This is a genomic window from Caulobacter sp. BE254 (assembly GCF_031457295.1).
Classification (GTDB): Bacteria; Pseudomonadota; Alphaproteobacteria; order Caulobacterales; family Caulobacteraceae; genus Caulobacter.
Genome location: NZ_JAVDWJ010000002.1, coordinates 226,695 through 249,325, shown reverse-complemented (window position 1 = coordinate 249,325; position 22,631 = coordinate 226,695). Strand labels below are relative to the sequence as shown.

At 69.8% G+C, this 22,631-nt stretch carries 22 protein-coding genes and 1 pseudogene; 20 read left to right on the top strand and 3 right to left on the bottom strand.

The genetic code is table 11. The features are described 5' to 3' along the window. The first annotated feature begins 97 nt into the window (after positions 1–97). The 3 genes from pseB to J2X41_RS05270 all read left to right on the top strand — a co-directional run bounded on the left by pseB (position 98) and on the right by J2X41_RS05270 (position 4,061). Entirely contained in the window at positions 98–1,132 is a 1,035-nt protein-coding gene (gene pseB / locus J2X41_RS05280) for a UDP-N-acetylglucosamine 4,6-dehydratase (inverting) (protein WP_310080206.1), read from the top strand. Next, complete coding sequence (gene pseC / locus J2X41_RS05275) at positions 1,132–2,316, top strand: UDP-4-amino-4,6-dideoxy-N-acetyl-beta-L-altrosamine transaminase (RefSeq protein WP_310080205.1); 1,185 nt, start codon at positions 1,132–1,134, stop codon at positions 2,314–2,316. Before pseB ends, pseC begins: the two co-directional genes overlap by 1 nt. A gap of 206 nt (positions 2,317–2,522) precedes the next feature. After that, a complete protein-coding gene (locus J2X41_RS05270) occupies positions 2,523–4,061 on the top strand; it encodes a dienelactone hydrolase family protein (protein WP_310080204.1) in 1,539 nt (512 codons plus the stop codon). Between the two features lie 58 nt (positions 4,062–4,119). On the opposite strand, the gene J2X41_RS05265 is transcribed toward J2X41_RS05270, so the two are convergent. Beyond that, positions 4,120–5,841, bottom strand: a complete 1,722-nt coding sequence (locus J2X41_RS05265; RefSeq protein ID WP_310080202.1) for a hypothetical protein — start codon at positions 5,839–5,841, stop codon at positions 4,120–4,122. A 246-nt stretch (positions 5,842–6,087) separates the two neighbouring features. Here J2X41_RS05265 and J2X41_RS05260 point away from each other — a divergent pair, with 246 nt between their 5' ends. The 5 genes from J2X41_RS05260 (at position 6,088) to J2X41_RS05240 (ending at position 9,737) form a co-directional block, all read left to right on the top strand. Next, positions 6,088–6,798, top strand: a complete 711-nt coding sequence (locus tag J2X41_RS05260; RefSeq protein WP_035080721.1) for a response regulator transcription factor — start codon at positions 6,088–6,090, stop codon at positions 6,796–6,798. Then, positions 6,767–8,548: an ATP-binding protein gene (locus J2X41_RS05255; protein ID WP_310080194.1), complete on the top strand. Its 1,782-nt coding sequence runs from the start codon at positions 6,767–6,769 to the stop codon at positions 8,546–8,548. Before J2X41_RS05260 ends, J2X41_RS05255 begins: the two co-directional genes overlap by 32 nt. Further along, positions 8,545–8,979 carry an HPr kinase/phosphorylase gene (locus J2X41_RS05250; RefSeq protein ID WP_310080193.1) on the top strand — a complete coding sequence of 145 codons (435 nt, stop codon included), beginning with the start codon at positions 8,545–8,547 and terminating at the stop codon, positions 8,977–8,979. Before J2X41_RS05255 ends, J2X41_RS05250 begins: the two co-directional genes overlap by 4 nt. Before the next feature lie 75 nt (positions 8,980–9,054). Further along, positions 9,055–9,462, top strand: a complete 408-nt coding sequence (locus tag J2X41_RS05245; RefSeq protein WP_310080191.1) for a PTS sugar transporter subunit IIA — start codon at positions 9,055–9,057, stop codon at positions 9,460–9,462. Continuing rightward, positions 9,459–9,737, top strand: a complete 279-nt coding sequence (locus J2X41_RS05240; RefSeq protein WP_028039473.1) for an HPr family phosphocarrier protein — start codon at positions 9,459–9,461, stop codon at positions 9,735–9,737. The genes J2X41_RS05245 and J2X41_RS05240 overlap by 4 nt, the downstream gene beginning before the upstream one ends. Positions 9,738–9,899: 162 nt before the next feature. Here J2X41_RS05240 and bioB read toward each other — a convergent pair whose 3' ends face one another. Further along, positions 9,900–10,916 carry a biotin synthase BioB gene (gene bioB, locus J2X41_RS05235; protein WP_310080188.1) on the bottom strand — a complete coding sequence of 339 codons (1,017 nt, stop codon included), beginning with the start codon at positions 10,914–10,916 and terminating at the stop codon, positions 9,900–9,902. Between the two features lie 108 nt (positions 10,917–11,024). On the opposite strand from bioB, the gene J2X41_RS05230 reads away from it, so the two are divergent. The 4 genes from J2X41_RS05230 (at position 11,025) to J2X41_RS05215 (ending at position 16,823) form a co-directional block, all read left to right on the top strand. Beyond that, entirely contained in the window at positions 11,025–12,554 is a 1,530-nt protein-coding gene (locus J2X41_RS05230) for a CHAD domain-containing protein (protein ID WP_310080187.1), read from the top strand. Between the two features lie 99 nt (positions 12,555–12,653). Then, positions 12,654–14,045 (top strand): adenosylhomocysteinase, encoded by a 1,392-nt coding sequence (ahcY, locus tag J2X41_RS05225; RefSeq protein WP_310080184.1) that lies wholly within the window; start codon positions 12,654–12,656, stop codon positions 14,043–14,045. 141 nt (positions 14,046–14,186) lie between these two features. Further along, positions 14,187–15,047, top strand: a complete 861-nt coding sequence (locus J2X41_RS05220; protein WP_310080183.1) for a bifunctional hydroxymethylpyrimidine kinase/phosphomethylpyrimidine kinase — start codon at positions 14,187–14,189, stop codon at positions 15,045–15,047. Between the two features lie 114 nt (positions 15,048–15,161). Next, entirely contained in the window at positions 15,162–16,823 is a 1,662-nt protein-coding gene (locus J2X41_RS05215) for an MFS transporter (RefSeq protein ID WP_310080180.1), read from the top strand. Here the strand turns inward: J2X41_RS05215 and J2X41_RS05210 are convergent. Next, complete coding sequence (locus J2X41_RS05210) at positions 16,820–17,698, bottom strand: NAD(P)-dependent oxidoreductase (protein WP_310080178.1); 879 nt, start codon at positions 17,696–17,698, stop codon at positions 16,820–16,822. The genes J2X41_RS05215 and J2X41_RS05210 overlap by 4 nt on opposite strands. A 151-nt stretch (positions 17,699–17,849) precedes the next feature. Here J2X41_RS05210 and J2X41_RS05205 point away from each other — a divergent pair, with 151 nt between their 5' ends. The 8 genes and pseudogenes from J2X41_RS05205 to J2X41_RS05175 all read left to right on the top strand — a co-directional run bounded on the left by J2X41_RS05205 (position 17,850) and on the right by J2X41_RS05175 (position 22,627). Beyond that, on the top strand, positions 17,850–18,404 hold the full coding sequence (locus J2X41_RS05205; protein ID WP_310080176.1) for a 2Fe-2S iron-sulfur cluster-binding protein: 555 nt from the start codon (positions 17,850–17,852) through the stop codon (positions 18,402–18,404). Continuing rightward, positions 18,401–20,590, top strand: coding sequence for a xanthine dehydrogenase family protein molybdopterin-binding subunit (locus J2X41_RS05200; protein WP_310080174.1), 2,190 nt, complete (start codon positions 18,401–18,403; stop codon positions 20,588–20,590). Before J2X41_RS05205 ends, J2X41_RS05200 begins: the two co-directional genes overlap by 4 nt. A 134-nt stretch (positions 20,591–20,724) precedes the next feature. After that, a pseudogene (locus J2X41_RS25255) lies at positions 20,725–20,907 on the top strand (response regulator transcription factor); the annotation flags it as partial. A gap of 121 nt (positions 20,908–21,028) precedes the next feature. Beyond that, positions 21,029–21,289: a hypothetical protein gene (locus J2X41_RS05195; protein WP_310080172.1), complete on the top strand. Its 261-nt coding sequence runs from the start codon at positions 21,029–21,031 to the stop codon at positions 21,287–21,289. Between the two features lie 5 nt (positions 21,290–21,294). Beyond that, complete coding sequence (locus tag J2X41_RS05190; RefSeq protein WP_165916653.1) at positions 21,295–21,432, top strand: hypothetical protein; 138 nt, start codon at positions 21,295–21,297, stop codon at positions 21,430–21,432. 74 nt (positions 21,433–21,506) lie between these two features. Then, positions 21,507–21,854: a hypothetical protein gene (locus J2X41_RS05185; protein WP_310080169.1), complete on the top strand. Its 348-nt coding sequence runs from the start codon at positions 21,507–21,509 to the stop codon at positions 21,852–21,854. A gap of 58 nt (positions 21,855–21,912) precedes the next feature. Next, entirely contained in the window at positions 21,913–22,137 is a 225-nt protein-coding gene (locus J2X41_RS05180) for a hypothetical protein (protein WP_310080167.1), read from the top strand. Positions 22,138–22,210: 73 nt separating this feature from the next. Continuing rightward, positions 22,211–22,627 carry a hypothetical protein gene (locus J2X41_RS05175; RefSeq protein ID WP_310080165.1) on the top strand — a complete coding sequence of 139 codons (417 nt, stop codon included), beginning with the start codon at positions 22,211–22,213 and terminating at the stop codon, positions 22,625–22,627. Positions 22,628–22,631 lie beyond the last annotated feature (4 nt).

The following is a 22,631-nucleotide window of genomic DNA, read 5'->3' as shown; positions in this document are numbered from 1 at the left end:
GGGTTGACGTCCTCTTTACGTCTGGCGGGCACAAAGGGACGTTAACCATGACCCGCCTCGCGCGCCGATCCGGCGGCGGAGGCTCAGGAGGCTGAAATTGGGGCGCTTTTCACCAAAAACCCTCGATCTGGACGGCAAGGTCATCCTGGTGACCGGCGGCACCGGGTCGTTCGGCCGCCGTTTCATCGAGACCGTCCTGCGCCGCGCCGACCCGCGGAAGGTGATCATCTATTCCCGCGACGAATTGAAGCAGAGCGATATGCAACTGGAGCTGCGCGAGCAGTTCGACGAGGCTGTCTGCGGCAAGCTCCGCTTCTTCCTGGGCGACGTGCGCGACCGTGAGCGCCTGACCCTGGCCCTGCGCGGCGTCGACATCGTCATCCACGCCGCCGCCCTCAAGCAGGTGCCGGCCGCCGAGTACAATCCGTCGGAATGCATCCACACCAACGTGCTGGGCGCCGAGAACGTGGTCTGGGCCAGCCTCAACAACCACGTCAAGCAGGTGGTGGCCCTGTCGACCGACAAGGCCTGCAACCCGATCAACCTCTATGGCGCGACCAAGCTGGCCTCGGACAAGACCTTCGTGGCCGCCAACAACCTGTCGGGCGACATCGGCACCCGCTTCTCGGTGGTCCGCTACGGCAACGTCGTAGGCTCGCGCGGCAGCGTCGTGCCGCTCTACAAGCGCCTGCTGGGCCAGGGCGCGACCGAGCTGCCGGTCACCGACGCCCGGATGACCCGGTTCTGGATCACCCTGAACGAGGGCGTGGAGTTCGTGCTGTCGTCGCTGGAGATCATGCGCGGCGGCGAGATCTTCGTGCCCAAGATCCCGTCGATGACCATGCCCGACCTGGTCAAGGCCATGTCGCCGGAGGTCGGCATGAAGATCGTCGGCATCCGCCCGGGCGAGAAGCTGCACGAGATGATGATCAGCGCCGACGACGCCCGGGCCACGGTCGAGCTCGAGGACCGCTACGTGATCGAGCCCACCTTCGTGGAATATCCGCGCAAGCCCTTCCGCGGCGAGGCGGGGGCCAGGGACGTGGCCGAGGGCTTCAGCTACAGCAGCGACAGCAACGACGACTGGCTCAGCGAGGACGGCCTCAACGCCATGCTGGCCGAGAAGGCCTGATGTCGGCCTCGTCTGCTGGAGGGGCGCCGCGGCCCTTCCTCCCCTACGGCCGCCAGACCATCGAGGACGACGACGTGGCGGCGGTGGCGGCGGCCCTGCGCGCCGACTTCCTGACCACCGGCCCGACCGTCGAGGCCTTCGAGACAGCGTTCAAACAGAAAGTCGGGGCCGAGCACGCGATCGCCGCGGCCAACGGCACCGCCACCCTGCACCTGGCCATGCTGGCCCTGGGGGTCGGCGAGGGCGACGTCTGCATCGCCCCGTCGGTCACCTTCCTGGCCACCGCCAACTGCGCCCGCTATGTCGGCGCCGAGGTGGTGTTCGCCGACGTCGACCCCGATAGCGGGCTGATGACGCCGGAGACCCTGGCCGACGCGCTGAAGCGGGCCGACGGGCGAAGGGTCCGGGCCGTGCTGCCGGTGCACCTGCGCGGCGACGTTTGCGATCTGCCGGGCCTGAAGGCCCTGGCTGACGGCGTCGGCGCGGTGCTGGTCGAGGACGCACCCCACGCCCTGGGCTCGGTTGGCGCCTTCGACGGGGTCGCCCATCCGGTCGGTGACGGGGCCTTTTCCAGTTTCGCCAGCTTCTCGTTCCACCCGGTCAAGACCCTGGCCACCGGCGAGGGCGGCATGCTGACCACCAACGACGCGGCCCTGGCGGCGCGGGCCCGTTCCCTGCGCGGCCACGGCATGGTCCGCCCGGCCGGGGCCGAGCCCTGGGTCTACGAGATGCCCGAGCTGGGCTTCAACTACCGCATTCCCGACGTGCTCTGCGCCCTGGGCATCTCGCAGCTCTCCAAGCTTGACCGCTTTGTCGCTCGCCGGCGGACGCTGACGGCGCTCTATGCCGACAAGCTCGCGCCCCTCGCGCCGCATGTGAAGCTGGCGACCAGCCCCGCCGGGTCCGACCCGGCCCTGCACCTGCTGACCGTGCTGATCGACTTCGAAGCCCTGGGCACGACCCGCCTGGCGGTGGTCGAGGCCCTGAAGGCGGCAGGTGTCGGCAGCCAGGTCCACTACATCCCGGTCCACACCCAGCCCTATTACCAGGCCCGCTACGGCGCCCTCGACCTGCCCGGCGCCGACGCCTGGTACGCGCGGTGCCTGACCCTGCCGCTGTATCCGGGCATGGCCGACGGGGACGTGGATCGGGTGGTCGAGGCGCTGGCGGCGGCCCTCACCTAGCCGACAGGCGCCGTCGTTCCCTTCCGTTCTTCGTCTGCGGGGGCGCCAGCTAGATCCGGCGCCACTGGCCTTCGGAAGAGGTCTCAGGAGGGCCCTCCCCATATGCAGCTTTGGTCGCCAAGCTGGCTCCAAGCTTCGCATTACGAAACCTTCATTTGTCACTTTGCGCGCTGCGCCCCATGGCGGCCCATCCAGAGGGTAAAGCGATGCGTGTTGTTGTACTGCTTCTAGCGATCCTTGGCGCGCCGTCCGTGTCGTTCGCCGAGTCGAACTTAACCCGACACAATCTCCCAGGGCCGTACGCCGTCGGCCTGAGGGTCGTCGAGCAGTACGACTTCGCGCGCGGCTATCGCGGCGACACCGACGTTCAGACCGGCAAGCCGATCACCGGCGAGCGGGCGCGACCGATCCAGACGCTGGTCTGGTACCCGGCGGCGAAGGGTTCAGGCCAGAGCCTGACCGTAGGCGACTACGCCAAACTGGGCGCCACGGCCGACGACTTCGAGCACCCCCCAGCCGAACGCATCGCCATCCAAGCCAAGTTCGTCGCCGCGCTGGTCGCCACGCTGCCGTCGGACCGCGCCAAGGCCGAGCTGGCCGCGCCGATGCAGGCCCGCCGCGACGCCGCCCCCGCGTCCGGCAAGTTTCCCGTCGTCATCTACGCGCCCAGCTTCAACGCAGAGGCCTATGAGAACGCCGACCTCTGCGAATACCTGGCCAGCCAAGGCTACCTGGTCATCGCCAGTCCGAGTTTCGGCCAAGCTTCTCGCGGCATGACCACAGACCTGGAAGGTGTCGAGGCCCAGGTCGGCGACATCGAATTCCTGATCGGATACGCCCATGGCCTGCCCCAGGCCGATCTGAGCCGCCTGGCTGTGGCCGGCTACAGCTGGGGCGGATTGGCCAACGCCATGGCCGCCGCCAAGGACAGCCGCATCCGCGCCCTGGTCACCCTGGACGGCTCGATCCGCTATTGGCCCAACATCGTCAAGCAGTCCCAATACCTGACCCCGGCCCGCGTCACCGCGCCGATGCTGTACATCGCGGCCGCGCCCAAGGCGGTCGAGGACACGGCCGCCGACGTCAACCGGGACCAGAGCTTCCTGGCCAAGATGAAATACGCCGACCTCTACAATGTCACGATGTATCCCTACGTCCACGCCAACTTCTCAGCGATGTTTGGCCAGCGGCTGCAGGGCAACTACGGCGCCTATGACAAGGATGAGCTGTCGACAGCCAACGACTGGGTGGAGACCTATGTCCGCCGCTTCCTGGACGCCTACCTGAAGGGCGACGTCGCCGCCCGCGCCTTCCTGGACACGCCGGTCGCCAAGACCGGCGCGCCGCGCCACCTGCTGACCATCGACGTCAACAAGTCCACGGGCGCACCGCCCACCCGCGCAGCCTTCGCCGCCGAGCTGAACCGCGCCGGTTTCGAGAAGGCGCTAGCGACCTATCAGGCGTTCAAAACCCGCGACCCCGGCTTCGAGATCGACGAGACGGAGCTGAACCGCTGGGGCTACCAGCGGCTGGCCGCTGGCGATACGCACATGGCCGTCGGCGTCCTGAAGCTGGCCGCCGACCTCCATCCCGACAGTTGGAACGCCTTCGACAGCCTGGGCGAGGCCTATGCCGCCGACGGCGACAAGGCGCGGGCGGTCGCGGCCTACCGCCAGTCCCTGGTCCTGAACCCTAAGAACGCAAACGGCGCGGTACAGTTGAAGGTCCTGGGCGCGGCGCCCTAGCTATTAAGCCTCGAGCCAATGTCCGCTAAGAAAGCGGGCCTTGGTCCTTGTTGGACCCCTAAGCCGCCGCCTTCTGCTGAACCATGCCCTTGAGCAGGTCCAGGGTCTCGGGAGAGCCGGCCAGTTCCTCGCGGGCTTCGGGGGTGCGGGCCAGCTTTATCGCTTCGGCCTTGGCGCGGTCGGCGACCGGACCGGTCGGGCCGGCCTCGCCCATGGCCAGCTTGATCAGCAGGGCCATCTTCTGGGGCAGGGGGGCGGGGGCGCGGACCAGCATGGCGACCAGGCGGGCGTCGGCCTCGATCATGCCGCCCACCTCGCCCAGGCGGGCGCACAGCGGCTCGTAATCCTCGACCACCAGGCCCGAGCGGACCAGGGCCCTCTGCAGGGCGGCCAGGGCGGCCAGCTTCGACGCCGGCGAGTCCGGACCCTGGCGCAGCTCGCGCTCGAAGCGCAGGGCCAGGACATTGGCCGACAGCCAGCGGGCGGCCATGCGCTTGTTGACCGCGCCCATGACGTTCTCGGCCAGGCGGATCAGCATCAGGATCTCTTCGCGCGACGAGCGGTCGCGGCCGAGCAGGGCCTCGATGAACTCGCCGTTCAGCAGGGTCTTGGACCGGGTGGTGAAGGCGCTGGTGATGTCTTCCGGCGGCAGGATGCGGCCGGCGGCGGCGGTCAGGCTCATGGCCAGGGCGCGCAGATATTCGATCTCGGCCTCGGCGTCGGCGGGCTTGAGGCGGCGCACGCCGTTCAGCTCCTTGAGCACCCGCTGGGCGATCGACATCCGCACGGCCGGGAAGTCCTCGCCGGCCAGCCAGTCGCTCAGGCGCTTGGCCGTGCCGGAGAGCTCGGGCATGCAGGTGCGCACCCCGGCCTCCATGCGGATCAGGCCCTCGACCTGGGCCCCGCCGGCCAGGCGGGTCATGGCGGCCAGGGTCGTGCCCAGGTCGGCGTCCCCCCCCGTATTGGTGGCTCCCAGCAGGTCGGCCATGCCCGCCTTGGAGCCGATGATCTCGGCCAGGGGCGTCTCGATGGCGGCCAGGGCGGCGGCGCGAGCCTTGGGATCGCTGGGCGCGGCGTCGGCCAGGTCGATCAGGCGGGCGATCTTCTCGGACCAGTTCTTGCCGGGCGCGATCGAGGCGGCGACCCCGGCCCCCAGCAGGAAGGCGCGGTCGGGATCGGCGGCCAGCCGCTCGGCGGCCCGGGCGAAGCCTTCCCTGTCCAGGTCGGGCAGGGCGCCCTTCTTGAACTGCTTCATCAGGTTGGCGACCGTGCGCTCGACCAGGCCCTGGAAGGTGCGGATCAGCTCATGGACCGACATGCCCCGGGCCTCGGCCTCGGGGATGGCGATCTTCTGCAATGCGTGCTGCAGGTCGGTGCCCGAGGCTTCCAGCTTCTCGACCAGGTCGGGGCGGTGCAGCAGTTCGAACGGGGTGGCGTTGTGGCGGTCCAGCCAGGCTTCCAGCAGCCGGCCGATGCGGTCGCGGGCGTGGGCGGTGTAGAGGTCGGCGGGCTGGACGCACAGCGGGTCCAGGTCCTCCTGCACCTTCTTGGGCTTGCCGCCGTCGACCTGGCCCTTGGTGAAGATCGAGATCGACTTGTATTCGCGGCTTTCGGGGTCGAGGGTTTCCTTGCTGACGCGCACGGCGATCGCCCGCCCCTGCTCCAGCGCCTCTTCGGCGGTCTGCAGGGCGTGGGCGCGGATCTCGGTGGCCATGTCGAGCGTCCACTGCGCGCCAGGCTTGCGGCGCACGAACAGCTCGTAATGGACTTGGTCGCTCATCGGCAAAGGGCTCCCCGAACCTCCCTTATGGGATACAAGACCTTAAGGTGAGGTTGCCGCCCGAGCGCGCCGTGGGCGCGACCGGAAAGGCGGGCGTCCGGACCGCGCCGCAATCGCGCCACGCTGGAGTCGCAAAAGGCGGGGAAAGCTTAGCCGCCCCCATGCGTTGTAGGGGGCGCGCGTTGTAGCGGGCGACGCCGATCGATAGTATCGGCAGGAAAATCGCGAAAGGACCCATAGGGCTCGATGGCCGATATTACTCTCATCGACGACGACGAGAACATCGTCGCTTCGGTTTCGCTGGCGCTGGAAAGCCACGGTCACGTGGTGAAGGCCTATTACGACGGCGCGTCGGGGCTCGACGCGGTCGAGAGCCAGGCGCCCGACCTGGTGATCCTGGACGTCAAGATGCCGCGGATGGACGGCATGGAGGTGCTGCGCCGCCTGCGCCAGACCACCGAGATCCCGGTGATCATGCTGACCTCCAAGGACGACGAGATCGACGAGATCCTCGGCTTCAACCTCGGGGCCGACGACTACATCCACAAGCCGTTCAGCCAGCGCCTGCTGCTGGAGCGGGTCAAGGCCGTGCTGCGCCGCGCCCGTCCCGAGGAGGAGGACGCCGCCAGCGCCGCTCCCGGCTCGGCCAATTCCAAGATCATGAAGCGCGGCAAGCTGACGCTGGATTCCGCGCGCCACGACAGCCTGTGGGACGGCAAGCCGGTGCGCCTGACGGTCACCGAGTTCCTGCTGCTGCAGTCGCTGGCCCAGCGCCCGGGTTTCGTGAAGAGCCGCGACAACTTGATGGACGCCGCCTACGACGATCAAGTCTATGTCGACGACCGCACCATCGACAGCCACATCAAGCGCATGCGCAAGAAGTTCCGCCAGGTCGATCCCGAATTCGATTCCATCGAAACCCTGTATGGCGTCGGCTACCGATATCGCGAATCCTGATCGCAAGGGGGCCGGCGAGCCCGGACCGGAGGCCGCGGCCAGGCGACGTCTGACCTGGCCGTTTTCCGGCTTGCCCAGGCTTGGCTGGCCCAAGCTGGCCTGGCCCAGGGGCTCGCGCCTGGGCCGGCTGATCATCGGCCTGAACCTGCTGGCCTTGGCCGTGCTGCTGGGCGGGGCCCTGGTGCTCAACGAGCTGCGCAGCGGCCTGATCAACACCCGCATCGACAGCCTGACCACCCAGGGCGAGCTGATCGCCAACGTGATCGACCTGGCCGCCACGGTCGGCGACCCCGAGCCGCGCCTGGTGCCCGACCAGGCCAGCGACATCCTGCAGAGCCTGTTCATCCCGCGCTCGCAGCGCGCCCGGCTGTTCGACGCCCAGGGCAACCAGCTGGCCGATTCCTACGTCGTCGCCGACCGGGTGGAGTCCAAGGTGCTGCCGCCGGCCCGCCGGCCCGGCCAGCCGGCTTTCGGCCTGCCGACCCATAGTCCCGACACCAAGCCCAGGGTGGCCGAGGCGGCGCGCGAGGCCCTAGCCGCCGAGATCGCCCAGGCCAAGCTGGGCGAACCCGTGGCCGGCACCCGCATCGACGAGATGGGCGAGCGGGTGGTGTCGGTGTCGATCCCGATCCAGCACGTGCGCGCGGTCCTGGGCGTCCTGACCCTGGAGGCCGGCGACGTCGACCAGATCATCGCCGCCGAGCGCAAGGCCCTGCTGCCGTTCGCCCTGATCGCCATCGCCACCACCCTGATCTCGTCGTTCCTGCTCAATCGCCTGATCGCCCAGCCGGTGCTGCGCATGGCCAGCGCCGCCGACCGCGTGCGGCTGGACGGCGCGCGGGCCATCTCCCTGCCCGACATCTCGGGCCGCAAGGACGAGCTGGGCGACCTGTCGCGGGCCCTGGAGGAGATGACCGACTCGATGTCCGAGCGGATGGACGCCATCGAGCGTTTCGCCGCCGACGTCGCCCACGAGATCAAGAACCCGCTGACCTCGATCCGCTCGGCGATCGAGACCCTGGACCTGGTGACCGACCCCGCCGCCCGGGCCCGGCTGCTGGGCATCCTGCAGCAGGACGTCACCCGCCTGGACCGCCTGGTCACCGATATTTCCAACGCCTCCCGGCTGGACGCGGAGCTGTCGCGCGAGGCGCCGCGGGCCTTCGAGCTGGACGGCCTGCTGGCCGAGGTCATTCACCTCTACGAAGCCCAGCTGCGCCCGGGCGAAGCGCCGGGCAGCGTGCGGGTGACCTTCGACGCCAAGGCCGCTCCCCAGCACGCCCGGATCGTAGCGCGCGAGACCCCGGTCGGCCAGGTGTTCCGCAACCTGATCGACAACGCCCGCTCGTTCAGCGCCGCCGACGGCGAGGTCCGCGTCACGCTCAAGCGCGACCCGGGCCTGCGCGACCATCACAATCGCCTGATCGTCACGGTCGACGACGACGGTCCCGGCATCCCGCCCGACAATCTGGAGACCATCTTCGAGCGCTTCTACACCTCGCGGCCCAAGGGCAAGGCGTTCGGCGGCAATTCGGGCCTGGGCCTGTCGATCGCCCGCCAGATCGTCGAGGCGCACGGCGGGACCATGCGGGCCGAGAACCGCAAGGACGCCGAGGGCAAGGTGATCGGCGCCCGGTTCCTGGTCGACCTGCCCGAAGCCAACGCCCACAACGGCCACCATCATCACCACGGGGGTCGCGATGGCGGCCCGCGCGACGGGGGCCATCGCGACGGGGGGGCGCGCGAATGATCCGCCATGCCGGCCTGATCGCCCGTCGGGTCGCCGGCGTCTGGCGCGGGGCCCTGATCGAGGGTCCCTCGGGGGTCGGCAAGAGCGACCTGGCGCTGCGGGCGCTGGACCAGGGCTTCGTGCTGGTGGCCGACGACCGCACCCTGGTGTTCGTGTCCGGCGGCCGGCTGCACGGCCGCGCGCCCGATCCCCTGGCCGGCCAGGTCGAGGCCCGGGGCCTGGGGGTGCTGCTCCAGCCGCACCGGCCGTTCTGCCGAATCGATCTTCTGGTCCGCTGCGTGGATCGGCCGCAGGCCGTCGAACGGCTGCCGGACCCCATGTTCCAGGTCATCGAGGGGATTTCCACGCGGGTGCTGGACCTGTGGCCCCTGGAACCCGGAGCGCCCGGGAAAATCAGACGGGTGTTTGAGCATCTTGGAGTCGCCGACTAACAAGCGTATCAAGGCGGCCCGCGCGGCGCCTCCCTGCCGCCACGGGTTATGGGGATCCCGTTTGAGAGATCAGGCATGATCGGGCTCGTGATAGTCACGCACGGGCGGCTGGCGGAGGAGTTCGTCTCCGCCATGGAGCACGTGGTCGGACCGCAAGGCGCGGTGCAGGCCATCTGCATCGGCCCGGAAGACGACATGGAGCGTCGCCGGTCCGACATTCTGAAGGCGTGCGCCGCGGTCGACGAACAGGGCGACGGCGTGATCCTGCTGACCGACATGTTCGGCGGCACGCCGTCGAACCTGGCCATCTCGGTGATGGAGCAGACCAAGGCCGAGGTGATCGCCGGCCTGAACCTGCCGATGCTGATCAAGCTGGCCAGCGTGCGCCAGCGCGAGCCCCTGCCGGCCTGCGTCGCCCACGCCCAGGAGGCTGGACGCAAATATATCTCCGTGGCCTCCTACGTGCTCGCGGGAGAAAAATGAGTCGCATGGCGGCGCGTACGGTCGAGATCGTCAACGAGCGAGGGCTGCACGCCCGCGCCTCGGCCAAGTTCGTCAAGCTGGCCTCGGGCTTCGACGCCGAGGTCACGGTCGCCCGCGACGGGACCAGCGTCGACGCCCGCTCGATCATGGGCCTGATGATGCTGGCCGCCGGCATCGGCTCGACCATCGACATCGCCGCCGAGGGCCCCGAGGCCGACGCGGCGGTCGAGGCCTTGACGGAACTGGTGTCGAACCGGTTCGACGAGGAGCGGTAGTTTAGCTCGATCCTCCCCCTGTGGGGGAGGTGTCGGCGAAGCCGACGGAGGGGGGCGTGATCGGGCCGCGGCGGACCTGGATCGACGACCCTAAAACTTCCCCCACCGATCGCTGCGCGATCGCCTCCCCCACAGGGGGAGGACCTTCGGAAACGACTCGAACTACTCCGCCGCCACGGCTTCCGGCGCCGCGGACTTCACGCCCATCGGCCGCAGGTCCAGGTCCTGGAACAGGGCGCTGTCCTCGTCCTGGCCGGGCAGGGGGGTGGTCAGCAGCTTGCCGCCGACGAAGATGGAGTTGGCGCCGGCCAGGAAGCACAGGGCCTGCAGCTCGCGGCTCATGGTGTCGCGGCCGGCCGACAGGCGGACCATCGACCGGGGGCAGACGATGCGGGCCACGGCGATGGTCCGCACGAATTCGATCGAATCGATCGCCTTGGCGCCGTCGGCCAGCACCTGGTCGCCCAGCGGCGTGCCGCTGACCGGCACCAGGCCGTTGATCGGCAGGCTGTCGGGATGGCTGGGCAGGGTGGCCAGCTGATGCAGCAGGCTGGCGCGGTCGCGGCGGGTCTCGCCCATGCCGACGATGCCGCCGCAGCAGGTGCTCATGCCGGCGTCGCGGACGTAAGCCAGGGTGTCCAGCCGTTCCTGGTAGGTGCGGGTGGTGACCACCTCGCCGTAATATTCCGGGCCGGTGTCGAGGTTGTGGTTGTAATAGTCCAGGCCCGCGTCCTTCAGCTGCCGGGCCTGGTCGGGCGTCAGCATGCCCAGCGTCGCGCAGGTCTCCAGGCCCAGGGCCTTCACCCCGCCGATCATCGCCGCCAGCTTGGGCAGGTCGCGGTCCTTCAGTTCGCGCCAGGCCGCGCCCATGCAGAAGCGCTGGGCCCCGCCGTCGCGGGCCTGGCGAGCCTTGGCGATGACGACGTCGGCGTCCATCAGCTTCTCGGCCTTCAGGCCGGTCTTGAAATGAGCGCTCTGGCTGCAATAGCCGCAGTTCTCGGCGCAGCCGCCGGTCTTGACCGACAGCAGCTGCGACAGCTGCACCTCGGACGGGTCGAAGCCCGCGCGGTGCACGGTCGCGGCCTGGAACACCAGCTCCATGAACGGCAGGTCGAACAGGGCCTCGACCTGGTCCAGGGTCCAGTCGTGGCGAGGGGCGGCGGCGTTGATCTGGCTCATGGCGCGCAGGTTTGGACTCCGCCACATTGATTGGCAAGCACGTCCCGCGTGCGTCCGCGCAAGACGGCTGATGGAGCCAAAACCGGCGCGCCCGGTTATAACCGCCGCATGGATCACGAAATCGAGCTGAAGTTCCTGATCGCCCCGGAGGCTTCGAACGCGATCCTGGCCCGGCTCGAGGGGCGGGAAGCGGTTCGACAGCTCGACGCCACCTATTTCGACACGGTCGACCACGCCCTGCGCAAGGCCGGCTTCGGCCTGCGCATCCGCGACGGCGAGAACGGCCGCAAGCAGACCCTGAAATCGGCCTCGTCCGGCGGCGTCTTCGCGCGCGGCGAGTGGGAAAGCGCAGTCGAGGGCCCCGAGCCCGACCGCGACCTGCTGGCCGCCACCCCGGCCGCCAAGGCGGTCGACGGCGACGTCCTGGTTCCGGTGTTCACCACCAGGGTCCGGCGCGTGACCCGGCTGATCGAGCGCGACGGCGCCACCATCGAGGCGGCCCTGGACCAGGGTGAGCTGCTGGCCGGCGGCCGGCGCGCGGGGGTCAGCGAGCTGGAGCTGGAGCTGAAGGCCGGCGCGCCGCGCGTGCTGTTCGACCTGGCGCGCGACCTGGCGGCCCACGCGCCGCTGCGCCTGTCCCTGGTCAGCAAGGCCGAGCGCGGCTACGCCCTGGCGCTGGGCGAGACGGAAGGGCTTCGCGCCGAGGCGGTCCTGGCGCCCGACGCCGCCACCGGCGAGGCGCTGCAGGCCCTGGGTCGCGCGGCCCTGGACCGGCTGTGCGCCGCCGCCGAGGGCGTGCGGACCCGTCCCGGTCCCGAGCGCGTGCACAAGCTGCGGGTGGCTGCGCGGCGGTTCCGGGCCCTGCTGTCGACCTTCAAGCCCCTGGCCGCCGATCCGGCCGCCGGTCAGGTCAAGGCCGAGCTGAAGTGGCTGGCCGACGCCCTGGGCGCGGCGCGGAACCTGGACGTGTTCATCGCCGACGTCTGGCGGCCGGCGGTCGAGGGCCAGCCGGCGCCGGACCCGGCCGCCCAGGAGGAGACGGCGCAGGACGAGGCGCGGGCCCTGGCGGCGTTCGGCAAGGCCCTGCTGGCCGCCCAGACCGACGCCTACGCCCGGGCCGGCGAGGCCGTGGACAGCGCCCGCTTCCGCGCCCTGGCCATCGACGCCGCGGCCTGGCTGGAGGCCGGCCCCTGGACCACCGACCGGCGGCTGGAAAAGATCCGGGCCAGGCCCGCCGCCGACTTCGCCGCCAAGGCCCTGGACAAGCGCCGCGACCGGATCCGCAAGGACGGCCGCGACCTGGCCGCCCTCGGCCCCGAGGATCGCCACCACCTGCGCATCCGCGGCAAGAAGCTGCGCTACGCGGTCGAGGACCTGGGCGGGCTGTTCCCCGGCCATCCCAAGCGCCGCGAGCGCTTCGTCGCGGCGGCCAAGGACCTGCAGGACGCTCTCGGCCTGCTCAACGACCAGGCCGGCCGCGAGGCCCTGGCCCGCGACGTGGCGATGGCCTGCGAGGATCCCGAGGCCGCCTTCGCCGCCGGCCGCCTGACCGCCGGGGCGGCCGATCGCGAGGCCGAGCTGCTGGCCGAGGCCCAGGGCGCCTACGTGACCTTCGCCGAAGCCAGGCGGTTCTGGTGAGCCAAGGCATATAAAGAAATCCTTATGTCTTAATTGCGAGAAGGGGCCGGGCGCGGTATAGACCGCGCAAGACCATCCCCCGACCGCAGGAGCCCGACCGTGGCCGACTACATCGTCAAGGACATCTCGCTCGCCGATTTCGGCCGCAAGGAAATCGCCATCGCCGAGACCGAAATGCCCGGTCTGATGGCCACCCGCGCCGAATACGGCCCGGCCCAGGTCCTGAAGGGCGCCCGCATCGCCGGCAGCCTGCACATGACCATCCAGACCGCCGTGCTGATCGAGACGCTCACCGCGCTGGGCGCCGACGTCCGCTGGGCCTCGTGCAACATCTTCTCGACCCAGGACCACGCCGCCGCGGCCATCGCCGCCTCGGGCGTGCCGGTGTTCGCCTTCAAGGGCGAGAACCTGGTCGAGTACTGGGAATACGCCCACAAGATCTTCGAATGGGCCGACGGCGGCTATCCGAACCTGATCCTCGACGACGGCGGCGACGCGACCCTGCTGTGCGTCCTGGGCCCGAAGGCCGAGAAGGATCCCTCGATCCTCAACAACCCGACCAACGAGGAAGAAGAAGCGCTCTACACCGTGATGAAGCGCTACCTGGCCGAAAAGCCGGGCTTCTACACCGCGATCCGCGACGCCATCGGCGGCGTGTCGGAAGAAACCACCACGGGCGTGCACCGCCTGTACCAGATGGCCCAGAAGGGCGAACTGCCGTTCCCGGCCATCAACGTCAACGACAGCGTCACCAAGAGCAAGTTCGACAACCTGTACGGCTGCCGGGAATCGCTGGTCGACGCTATCCGCCGCGGCACCGACGTGATGCTGTCGGGCAAGGTCGCGGTGGTCTGCGGCTATGGCGACGTCGGCAAGGGCTCGGCCGCCTCGCTGCGCCAGGGCGGCGCCCGGGTGATCGTCACAGAGATCGACCCGATCTGCGCCCTGCAGGCGGCGATGGAAGGCTATGAGGTCCAGACCCTGGACGACGTGGCCGGCCGCGCCGACATCTTCGTCACCGCCACGGGCAACAAGGACGTCATCACCGTCGACCACATGCGGCAGATGCGCAACAACGCCATCGTCTGCAACATCGGCCACTTCGACTCGGAAATTCAGGTCGCCGGCCTGAAGAACTTCAAGTGGGACGAGATCAAGCCGCAGGTCCACCACGTGGAATTCCCGGACGGCAAGAAGATCATCCTGCTGTCGGAAGGCCGCCTGGTGAACCTGGGCAACGCCACGGGCCACCCCTCGTTCGTGATGAGCGCCAGCTTCACCAACCAGACCCTGGCCCAGATCGAACTGTGGACCAACAAGACGGCCTACAAGAACGACGTCTACACCCTGCCCAAGCACCTCGACGAAAAGGTCGCCTTCCTCCACCTGGAGAAGCTGGGCGCCAAGCTGTCGACCCTGCGCAAGGACCAGGCCGACTATATCGGCGTGCCGGAAAAGGGCCCGTTCAAGCCGGACCACTACCGCTACTAGGCTTCGCTCAAAGCCAAGCCGGAAGGGCCCGCCGCGGAAACGCGGCGGGCCTTTTTCGTGGGTCGCCGGGGCCGAGGTCGAGACGTCCGTCGTGCAGGCCCGCCCTGTTCAAGGCCGCGAGGCTCGGCTAAGCCGCTGGTCATGCCGATGGCCCTGATCCTCTCCAGCCATGTCGCGGGCAGCCAGGTGGGCGCCTCGGCCCAGGCCGCCGCCCTGGCCCAGTTCGGCGTCGACTCGATGGTCGTGCCGACCGTGCTCTACGGCCGTCATCCCGGCTGGGGGCCGCCGGGCGGCGCGCCGACGTCCGTCGAGGTGATGACGGGCATGCTCGAGGGCGTCGAGGCCAACGGCCTGCTGAGCCTGACGGACGTGGTCATCACCGGCTATTTCGCCAGCGCCGCCCAGGTGCGCGTCGCCGCCCAGGCCATCGACGCCGTGCGCGCCGCGCCGCGCGAAGATCCGCCCAAGGGCGCGTCCTCGCGCGCGCCGATCGTGATCGTCGATCCGACCATGGGCGACGCCGGCAAGGGCTTGTACGTGCCCGCCGAGGTGGCCGAGGCCATCGCCGGCGAGCTGGTCCCGCGCGCCGACCTGGTGGCCTGCAACGCCTGGGAGCTGCAGCATCTGACCGGCGCGGACTGCGACGACCCGCTGGCCGCGGTGCGCGCCGGCCGGCTCCTGGGCAAGCCGGTCCTGGTGTCGTCGGTGCGACGGGAAGACGAGATCGGCGTGGTCTATGTCGACCGCGACGAGGCCTGGCTGGCGGCCCACGCCAGGGCCGAGCGCGCGCCCAACGGCACGGGCGACCTGCTGACCGCCCTGTTCGCCGCGTCGTTGCTGGAGGGCCAGACCCTGCCCTACGGCCTGGCCCGCGCCGTCGGCGGCGTGGCCGAGACGGTGACCGCCGCCAACCTCTGGGACGCGCCGGAGCTGCCGATCGTGGCCATGGCCGCGCGGATCAGGCAAACCTCGCCGGCCGTGCGTATCGAGCGGCTGGCTTAGGTGTGTGGTCCCGAATCTTGGCGCTGCACGCCTTGCCCAACAGGACGATCCGCCTTCCCACCCCGCCCGAAACCACGCTAAGCATTTCCCCAAGAACACCGGGGGAAACCACGCATGACGGCCAAGGCTCAGGGTGAGGACCGCGCCTCGATGCGCACGGTGGTGGCGGCCTCGTCCGCGGGCACCGCCTTCGAGTGGTACGACTTCTTCATCTTCGGCAGCCTGGCCCAGGTGATCTCCAGGACCTTCTTCACCGGCCTGTCGGAGACGGCCGGCTACATCGCCGCCCTGGCCCTGTTCGGGGTGGGCTTCGCCTTCCGGCCGCTGGGCGCGCTGGTGTTCGGCAAGATCGGCGACCAGGCAGGCCGCAAGGGCGCCTTCCTGGCCACGGTGCTGCTGATGGGCGGGGCGACCTTCGCCATCGCCCTGCTGCCCACCTACCAGCAGGCGGGGATCGTCTCGCCGATCCTGCTGATCCTGCTGCGTTGCGTGCAGGGTTTCGCCCTGGGCGGCGAGTATGGCGGGGCGGCGATCTATGTGGCCGAGCATTCGCCGCCGGAGCAGCGCGGCCGTTCGACCGCCTGGGTGCAGAGCTCGGCCTCCCTGGGCCTGTTCGCGGCGCTGCTGGTCATCCTGGCGACCCGTTGGCTGCTGGGCGGTCTGGCCGGGCCGGCCGCCTTCGACGCCTGGGGCTGGCGCATCCCGTTCGCCGTCTCGATCGGCCTGCTGGCGGTCTCGGTCTGGATGCGCCTGAAACTCAGCGAAAGCCCGACCTTCGCCCGGATGAAGCAAGAGGGCGCGGCGTCCAAGGCGCCCTACGCCGAGGCCTTCGGCCAGTGGAAGAACCTCAGGCTGGTGCTGCTGGCCTTCTTCGCCGTCATGTCGGCCCAGGGCGCGGTCTGGTACACGACGTTCTTCTACATCCAGACCTTCATGGAGAAGTTCCTGAAGGTCGCGCCGGGCACGATCAACGGCCTGATGATGGCCGCCGCGGCGGTCAGCGCGGTGCTCTATGTGGTGTTCGGTTGGCTGTCGGACCGGATCGGTCGCAAGCCGGTGATGCTGGGCGGCATGATCGTCGCCCTGGTCTTCTATTTCCCCGGCTTCCACCTGCTGGAGCGCGCCGCCAACCCGGCCCTGGCCGAGGCTTCGGCCCGAGCCCCGGTCACCGTCACCGCCGATCCCGAGGACTGCGCCCTGCAGTTCGATCCGATTGGCAAGGCCGCCTTCGTCTCGTCCTGCGACATCGCCAAGAGCGCCCTGGCCAACGCCGGGATCTCCTACGCCAACCAGGCCGGCCCGGCCGGTTCGGCGGCCGTGGTCCAGATCGGCGAGAGCCGCATCGTCTCGCGCAGCGCCGAGGGGCTCGCGGCGAAGGAAGGCAAGGCCGTGAAGACCGCCGGCGAGGCCGCGATCAAGGCCGCCCTGGTCAAGGCCGGTTATCCGGCCAAGGCCGATCCGGCGCGGATGAACTGGTGGGGCGTGTTCGGCGTGCTGCTGGTGTTCGTGGTCGGCGCCACCGCCCTGTATGGGCCGTTGGCCGCGGCGCTCGTCGAGCTATTTCCGACAAGGGTGCGCTACACCGCCCTGTCGCTGCCCTATCACATCGGCACGGGCTGGATCGGCGGCTTCGTGCCGTTCAGCGCCTTCGCCATCGTCGCGGCGGTGGGCAACATCTATGCCGGCCTTTGGTACCCGGTGATCTTTACCCTGATCAGCGTGCTGACGACCCTGTTCCTGCTGCCCGAGACCAAGGATCGCAGCCTGGACGGTTAGATCGCCTCGACCGCCACCGAGGCGGCCGCGAGCGCCTGGACGATCGCCGGATCAACGGGGGCTACGATCAGCCGCACGATCTGCTTGCCCTCCCGGGCCAGGGCCACCAGCGTCTCGGCGCTCGCCTCGGCGGGCTCCAGTCGCTGGGCGTCGCGGCGGGCCATGGTCACGATCTCGGGGTCGGCGCCGTCATCGGCGACCAGCACGTCGGCCGCGCCCAGGGCCCGCAGGGCCCTCAGCGTCAGAAGGTCGGACGGTCCCTTGCCGCCGATGAACCGCACCTTGCCCTCGCGGCCGACGCCCTTGGCCAGGGCGTCGCGAAGCAGCTGGCCGGCCTTGTCCATGTCGCCGGCCATGGCGGCCTGGGCGGCCTCGCCGGTCACCGCGTCGCGCAGGAAGGCCCGGCGTTCGTGCAGGGCGGGCAGGGCGGCGCGCACCTCGTCCTGGTGCTTGCGCAACAAGGCCGCCACCCGGCCGGCGCCCTCGGGGACCTGGGCCTCGATGTCGTTGCGCAGCTTGGTGGCCAGGGTCGGCGAGCCGCCGCCGGTGCCGACCGCCGCCACCACCTCGCCCCGGTCGATCACCGCCGGGGTGTTGAAATCGCTCATGGCCGGCTTGTCGACGACATTGACCAGCACCCGCGCCGCGCGCGCCGCGCTGGCCGCCGCCTGCAGGAACACCTCGTCGTCGCCGGCCACGAAGGCCAGCACCGCGCCGGCGTAGGTCCCCGGCAGGAAGGCGGCGTGGCCGTCCACCCGCACCAGCGTCGCCGGCGAGCCGTCGAACAATCGCGCCTTGTTGTCGGCGGCCTCGCCGCTGCCGGCGATCACGACCCTGCGGCCGGCCAGGGGGAAATAGGCGGGAAAGGAATCCAAGGGCGCGGGTCCTGAAGGCGGAAGCGGGTGAAGATCCCGGTCAGGCTAGCCTGCCTGGCGCAAGATTTCACTGGCGGGATTGGGTCTGAGCAGTGTTAGGTTCGCGCAAACCGGGTCGTCAGGCCCCTCTTTTCGCGTGGGAGGCGAAAGCATGGCGTCGATGTTGGACATCAACGGCAAGACGGTCAGCGTCAAAGCGGCGCCGGAGACGCCCCTGCTGTGGGTCTTGCGCGACGAGCTGGGCCTGACGGGCACCAAGTTCGGCTGCGGCATGGCCCAGTGCGGGGCCTGCACGGTCCACGTCAACGGCGACCCGGTGCGCTCGTGCGTGACGCCGATCGCCGCCCTGTCGGGGGCCAAGATCGCCACCATCGAGAGCCTGGGCGGAACCCATCCGCTGCAGCAGGCCTGGGTCAAGCACGACGTGCCGCAGTGCGGCTACTGCCAGTCGGGCCAGATCATGTCGGCCGCCGCCCTGCTGGCCCAGACCAAGGCGCCCAGCGACGAGGACATCGACAACGCCATGAGCGGCAACATCTGCCGCTGCGGGACCTACCAGCGCATCCGCGCCGCCATCAAGGAGGCCGCCGGCCTGACCGGGGCCCCGGCGGTCGGCGCGCCCGCCGCCAAGCCGCTGGCGTCCAACGACGTCGATGACGACATCGCCGCCGCCTCGGGCTCCACCGGCCGGGGAGCGGGCCAATGAACGGGCCGTTCGAGAAGCTGCGGCGCCAGGACGGCGTCAGCCGCCGCGACCTGGTGGTCGGCGCGACCCTGGTCGGCGGCGCCCTGCTGGTCGGCTGCTCGCCGGCCGACCTGATGAGCGCCGGCTCCAAGGTCGAGCCCGGCGCCTTCGGACCGTTCATCCAGTTCGATCCGGACGGGGCGGTGACGGTGCTGTCCAAGCACATCGAGTTCGGCCAGGGCAACCATGCGGGCCTGGCGGCCATCGTCGCCGAGGAGCTGGACGCCGACTGGAGCCGGGTCAAGGTCGTCCACGCGCCGGCCAACGCCAAGCTCTACGGCAACAGCACGGCCGGCATCCAGCTGACCGGCGGCTCGTCGGCGATCTCCAACTCCTGGGAGCAGCTGCGCAAGGCCGGAGCCGGGGCGCGGGCGATGTTCGTGCAGGCGGCGGCGACGCGGTGGAACGTCCCGGCCGGCGAGATCACCGTTAAGGACGGAGTGGTCGGCCACGCCAGTGGCAAGAGCGCGGGCTTTGGCGAGCTGATCGCCGACGCCGCCAAGGTCGCGCCGCCCCAGAGCCCGACCCTGAAGGACCCCAAGACCTTCACCCTGATCGGCACCGACCGGGTGCGTCGCAAGGACAGCCTGGTCAAGAGCACGGGCGCGGCCCGCTACACCCAGGACGTCCAGCTGCCGAACATGCTGGTGGCGGTGGTCGCCCACGCGCCGCGCTTCGGCGCGACGGTGAAGAGCTTCAACGCCGACGAGGCCAGGAAGGTGGCCGGCGTGGTCGACGTCTATGAGATCCCGACCGGGGTCGCGGTGGTCGCCGACACCACCTACGCCGCCCGCATGGGCCGCGAGGCGCTCAAGGTCGAGTGGGACGAGGCCAAGGCCGAGACCCGAAGCTCGGCGACGATCGCCCAGCAGTGGCGCGACATCGCCGCCGGCAAGGGTCCCGCCGACCTGAAGTGGGAAGCGTTCGACTCCAAGGGCGACGCGGCCGCGGCTTCGGCCGGCAAGGGCGCGTCGGTGTTCGAGACCGCCTACGACTTCCCCTACCTGGCCCATGCGACCATGGAGCCGATGAACTGCGTGGCGATCGTCGACGGCAGCAAGGTCAAGCTGATCCATGGCTCCCAGGCCCAGACCCTGGACCAGATGAACGCGGCCAAGATCGTCAAGACCCTGCCCGGCTCGGTCGAGATCGAGACCCTGTTCGCCGGCGGCTCGTTCGGCCGGCGCGCCAACTTCCCGTCCGACTACGTGGCCGAGTGCGTGACCATCGCCCACAAGGTCGGCGGCGGCCGCCCCGTGAAGCTGGTCTGGACCCGCGAGGACGACATGCAGGCTGGCTTTTTCCGGCCACTGGTCCATCACGCCGTGCGGGTGACCCTGGACAAGGACGGCTATCCGGCGACCTGGCGCCACCGGATCGTCACCCAGTCGATCATGAAGGGCTCGCCGATGCCCATGAAGGGGCCGGACCAGACCGCGATCGAGGGCACGGCCGGCTCGCCCTATCTGAAGGCCACGCCGGTCGTCGACGCCCAGCTGGCCCTGCCCGAGGGCGGCGTGCCGGTCCTGTGGTGGCGGTCGGTCGGCGCGACCCACACCGCCTTCGTCATGGAGCACACGATCGACCAGCTGGCGCTCAAGGCCGGCAAGGATCCCGTCGACTATCGCCGGGCCCTCTACGCCAAGGCCGGGGCCCAGCGGCACCTGGCGGCCCTGAACCTGGCGGTCGAGAAGGCCGGCCCGGCGCCGGCCGCCGGTTTCACGCGCGGCGTGGCGGTGCACGAGAGCTTCGGCTCGGTGGTCGCCCAGGTGGCCGAGGTCAGGCTGGTCGACGGCCACCCGCGCGTCGGCCGGGTGGTCACGGCCATCGACTGCGGCGTGGCGGTCTCGCCCGACCAGGTCGCGGCCCAGATGGAAGGCGGAACCTGTTTCGGCCTGTCGGCGGCGCTGTATGGCGAGATCACCCTGACCGACGGCAAGGTCGACCAGAGCAATTTCGACACCTACCGCGTGCTGCGGATCAACGAGGCGCCGACCGTCGAAACCTACGTCGTGCCGTCGGGCAATCCGCCCAGCGGCGTGGGCGAGCCGGGCACGCCGGTCATCGCCCCGGCGGTGGCCAATGCTCTGCTGGCCCTGTCGAAGACGCCCACCGCCCGCCTGCCGTTCGTCCGCGCGGCGGTCTGAGCGTCGGGTCGCCGACAATAATCGATGTTGGGCCTTAGCGAAATTCGATGCGGTTTTGACGCAATGCGCCCTCCGAGGACGTCATCGGTCAAGTCTTGCTGGACGTGAGGCGAGCCACGAACCATTTTAGCGCCATGGTGGACTCCAGCGACAACCTGGGCTTCAAGCGACTGACTCCTCGCGAGCGCGAGATTCTGCGGCTGATCGCCCAGCATCGGCAGTCCAAGGAAATCGCCCGTCTGCTGAGCCTGTCGCCGAAGACGGTCGAGATGCACGTGCTCAGCGCACGGCGCCGGCTGGCCGGCCTGAACCGCCGCGACGCCGCCCTGGCGTTCATCGCCTGGGAAACCGACCCCGGTAATGACTACCGTAAGCAATCGGCCGAGCTAGCCACGGCCCAGTTAGAGGGCTCTTCTCGTTTCAACAGCGAGGGCAGCCATGACCAAACCTTCCACGAACAGTCCGCATCCGGCCTCGGCCTTCTTCATCGCGAGCTGGCAGTCCCTCGAAGAGGGCCTGACCCTGATGGCGGGGACGCCCGAGCGCGGCCGGCTGGTGGCGGAGACGGTCTCGGCCCTGCGCAAGGCGCAGGCGGCGGGCGATCCTCCGGGCAAGCTGCTCCTGAGGGTCCTGGCCGCGACGGCCTTCCTGGCGGACGACACGCCGCTCCGTATGGAAGGAGTTGGCGCGATGACCTGACTCCCTTGCAATGGTTGGGTCTGATCCTCGCGGTCGCCACCCTGGGCGGAATCCTGCTCGGGACGGTCACGATGGGCGCCCATGAATTCCTCTACGCCCTCCAGCGGTTCCGCGAGGGCTGGAGCCCGCCCCCGGCGCCCTGAGCGCCGAGCTTCCAGGAACATTTTCATCGACTTGAACGTGCGGGGGGCACCCGTGCGACCGGGAGAGTCATGCCATGAAACGTACCGAAGCCGCCCGAGCCGGCGCCGAAAAGCTGATGCGCGCCGAGGCCGCGATCGACGCCGCCCTGCGCGAAACCGCCGAGCTGATGGGCCTGCTGCCCGCGCTGCGGCTCGAGACCAGATTGTCGGCGGTGCTCGGTCAGGAAGCCGTCGCCAATCTCGGCGAGACCCTGGCCCACATCGTTTCGGCGCGGCGAACGATCATCGAAACCCACAGCGCCCTGGCCACCGTGCGCAGCCAGATCGGCTGCGGCGCCCTGGCCAGCGGCGACATGGACAAGCCGGGCGACCCGCCTCGCACCACCGGACTGCACGCGGTTCCCGGCGGCCTGGCCGCCTGATCCCGACTCCTTCTCCACCCGCGGCGCAAGCCGTCCTTCGACCCAAAAGAGGTGTGCAATGAGCACCGCCCAGATCGTCCAGCTGCAGCAGGACGCCTCGCTTGATGAGCTGAACGAATTTCGCCGGCACCTGCGGACCCTTGGTCCCGTGCAGCGCCGGATCCTGTCGGTGCTGATGCCGCAACTGGTCGCGCTGGAACAGGCCGGCGACTCCGACGGCGCGCTGAGCATCATCGAGGAAGTGAAGACGATCCTCTGGGAAGGCCGTCGCACGCGCCATTGACCGACCTCTGGTTGCTTCTCTGGGCGTCTCGCCTGGGGCATGGTGACGCCCGACCTAACCGGGCGTCACCCTCGTGCAACTTCACACGCTGATCTCCCTGATCCTCGCCATCCTGGTCTGCGGATTGGCCATGTGGCGCGGCGACCGCGCGGCGCGCGGGGTCGGCGCGGCGTTCCTGGCCTCCTGGCTGGGATCGATGCTGGTCTATCGGCGCGACCCCTACAACGCCGACTACGGCATCCTGGCGGTCGACGCCGCGACCCTGGTGGTCTTCGTCTGGATCTCGATGCGGACCCGGCGGATCTGGACCGTCGTCGCCTCGGCCTTCATGGCCATCATCGTCGCCTCGCACGTGGCGGTGATGATCGACCTTCGGGTCACCCTGGGCACCCTGTTCATCGGCATGGCGATGTGGAGCTACGGCGTCCTGGCCTGCATCGCGTTCGGGACCTGGGCCGCCCGCCGCGGCCAGGGCCACGCGCGGTCCTGATCCA

Coding starts and splice junctions, on each gene's coding strand:
- pseC (WP_310080205.1), top strand. CDS start 1,132: ATGTCGGCCTCGTCTGCTGGAGGGGCGCCGCGGCCCTTCCTCCCCTAC.
- J2X41_RS05270 (WP_310080204.1), top strand. CDS start 2,523: ATGCGTGTTGTTGTACTGCTTCTAGCGATCCTTGGCGCGCCGTCCGTG.
- J2X41_RS05265 (WP_310080202.1), bottom strand. CDS start 5,841: ATGAGCGACCAAGTCCATTACGAGCTGTTCGTGCGCCGCAAGCCTGGC.
- J2X41_RS05260 (WP_035080721.1), top strand. CDS start 6,088: ATGGCCGATATTACTCTCATCGACGACGACGAGAACATCGTCGCTTCG.
- J2X41_RS05255 (WP_310080194.1), top strand. CDS start 6,767: ATGGCGTCGGCTACCGATATCGCGAATCCTGATCGCAAGGGGGCCGGC.
- J2X41_RS05250 (WP_310080193.1), top strand. CDS start 8,545: ATGATCCGCCATGCCGGCCTGATCGCCCGTCGGGTCGCCGGCGTCTGG.
- J2X41_RS05245 (WP_310080191.1), top strand. CDS start 9,055: ATGATCGGGCTCGTGATAGTCACGCACGGGCGGCTGGCGGAGGAGTTC.
- J2X41_RS05240 (WP_028039473.1), top strand. CDS start 9,459: ATGAGTCGCATGGCGGCGCGTACGGTCGAGATCGTCAACGAGCGAGGG.
- bioB (WP_310080188.1), bottom strand. CDS start 10,916: ATGAGCCAGATCAACGCCGCCGCCCCTCGCCACGACTGGACCCTGGAC.
- J2X41_RS05230 (WP_310080187.1), top strand. CDS start 11,025: ATGGATCACGAAATCGAGCTGAAGTTCCTGATCGCCCCGGAGGCTTCG.
- J2X41_RS05220 (WP_310080183.1), top strand. CDS start 14,187: ATGCCGATGGCCCTGATCCTCTCCAGCCATGTCGCGGGCAGCCAGGTG.
- J2X41_RS05215 (WP_310080180.1), top strand. CDS start 15,162: ATGACGGCCAAGGCTCAGGGTGAGGACCGCGCCTCGATGCGCACGGTG.
- J2X41_RS05205 (WP_310080176.1), top strand. CDS start 17,850: ATGGCGTCGATGTTGGACATCAACGGCAAGACGGTCAGCGTCAAAGCG.
- J2X41_RS05200 (WP_310080174.1), top strand. CDS start 18,401: ATGAACGGGCCGTTCGAGAAGCTGCGGCGCCAGGACGGCGTCAGCCGC.
- J2X41_RS05195 (WP_310080172.1), top strand. CDS start 21,029: ATGACCAAACCTTCCACGAACAGTCCGCATCCGGCCTCGGCCTTCTTC.
- J2X41_RS05185 (WP_310080169.1), top strand. CDS start 21,507: ATGAAACGTACCGAAGCCGCCCGAGCCGGCGCCGAAAAGCTGATGCGC.
- J2X41_RS05180 (WP_310080167.1), top strand. CDS start 21,913: ATGAGCACCGCCCAGATCGTCCAGCTGCAGCAGGACGCCTCGCTTGAT.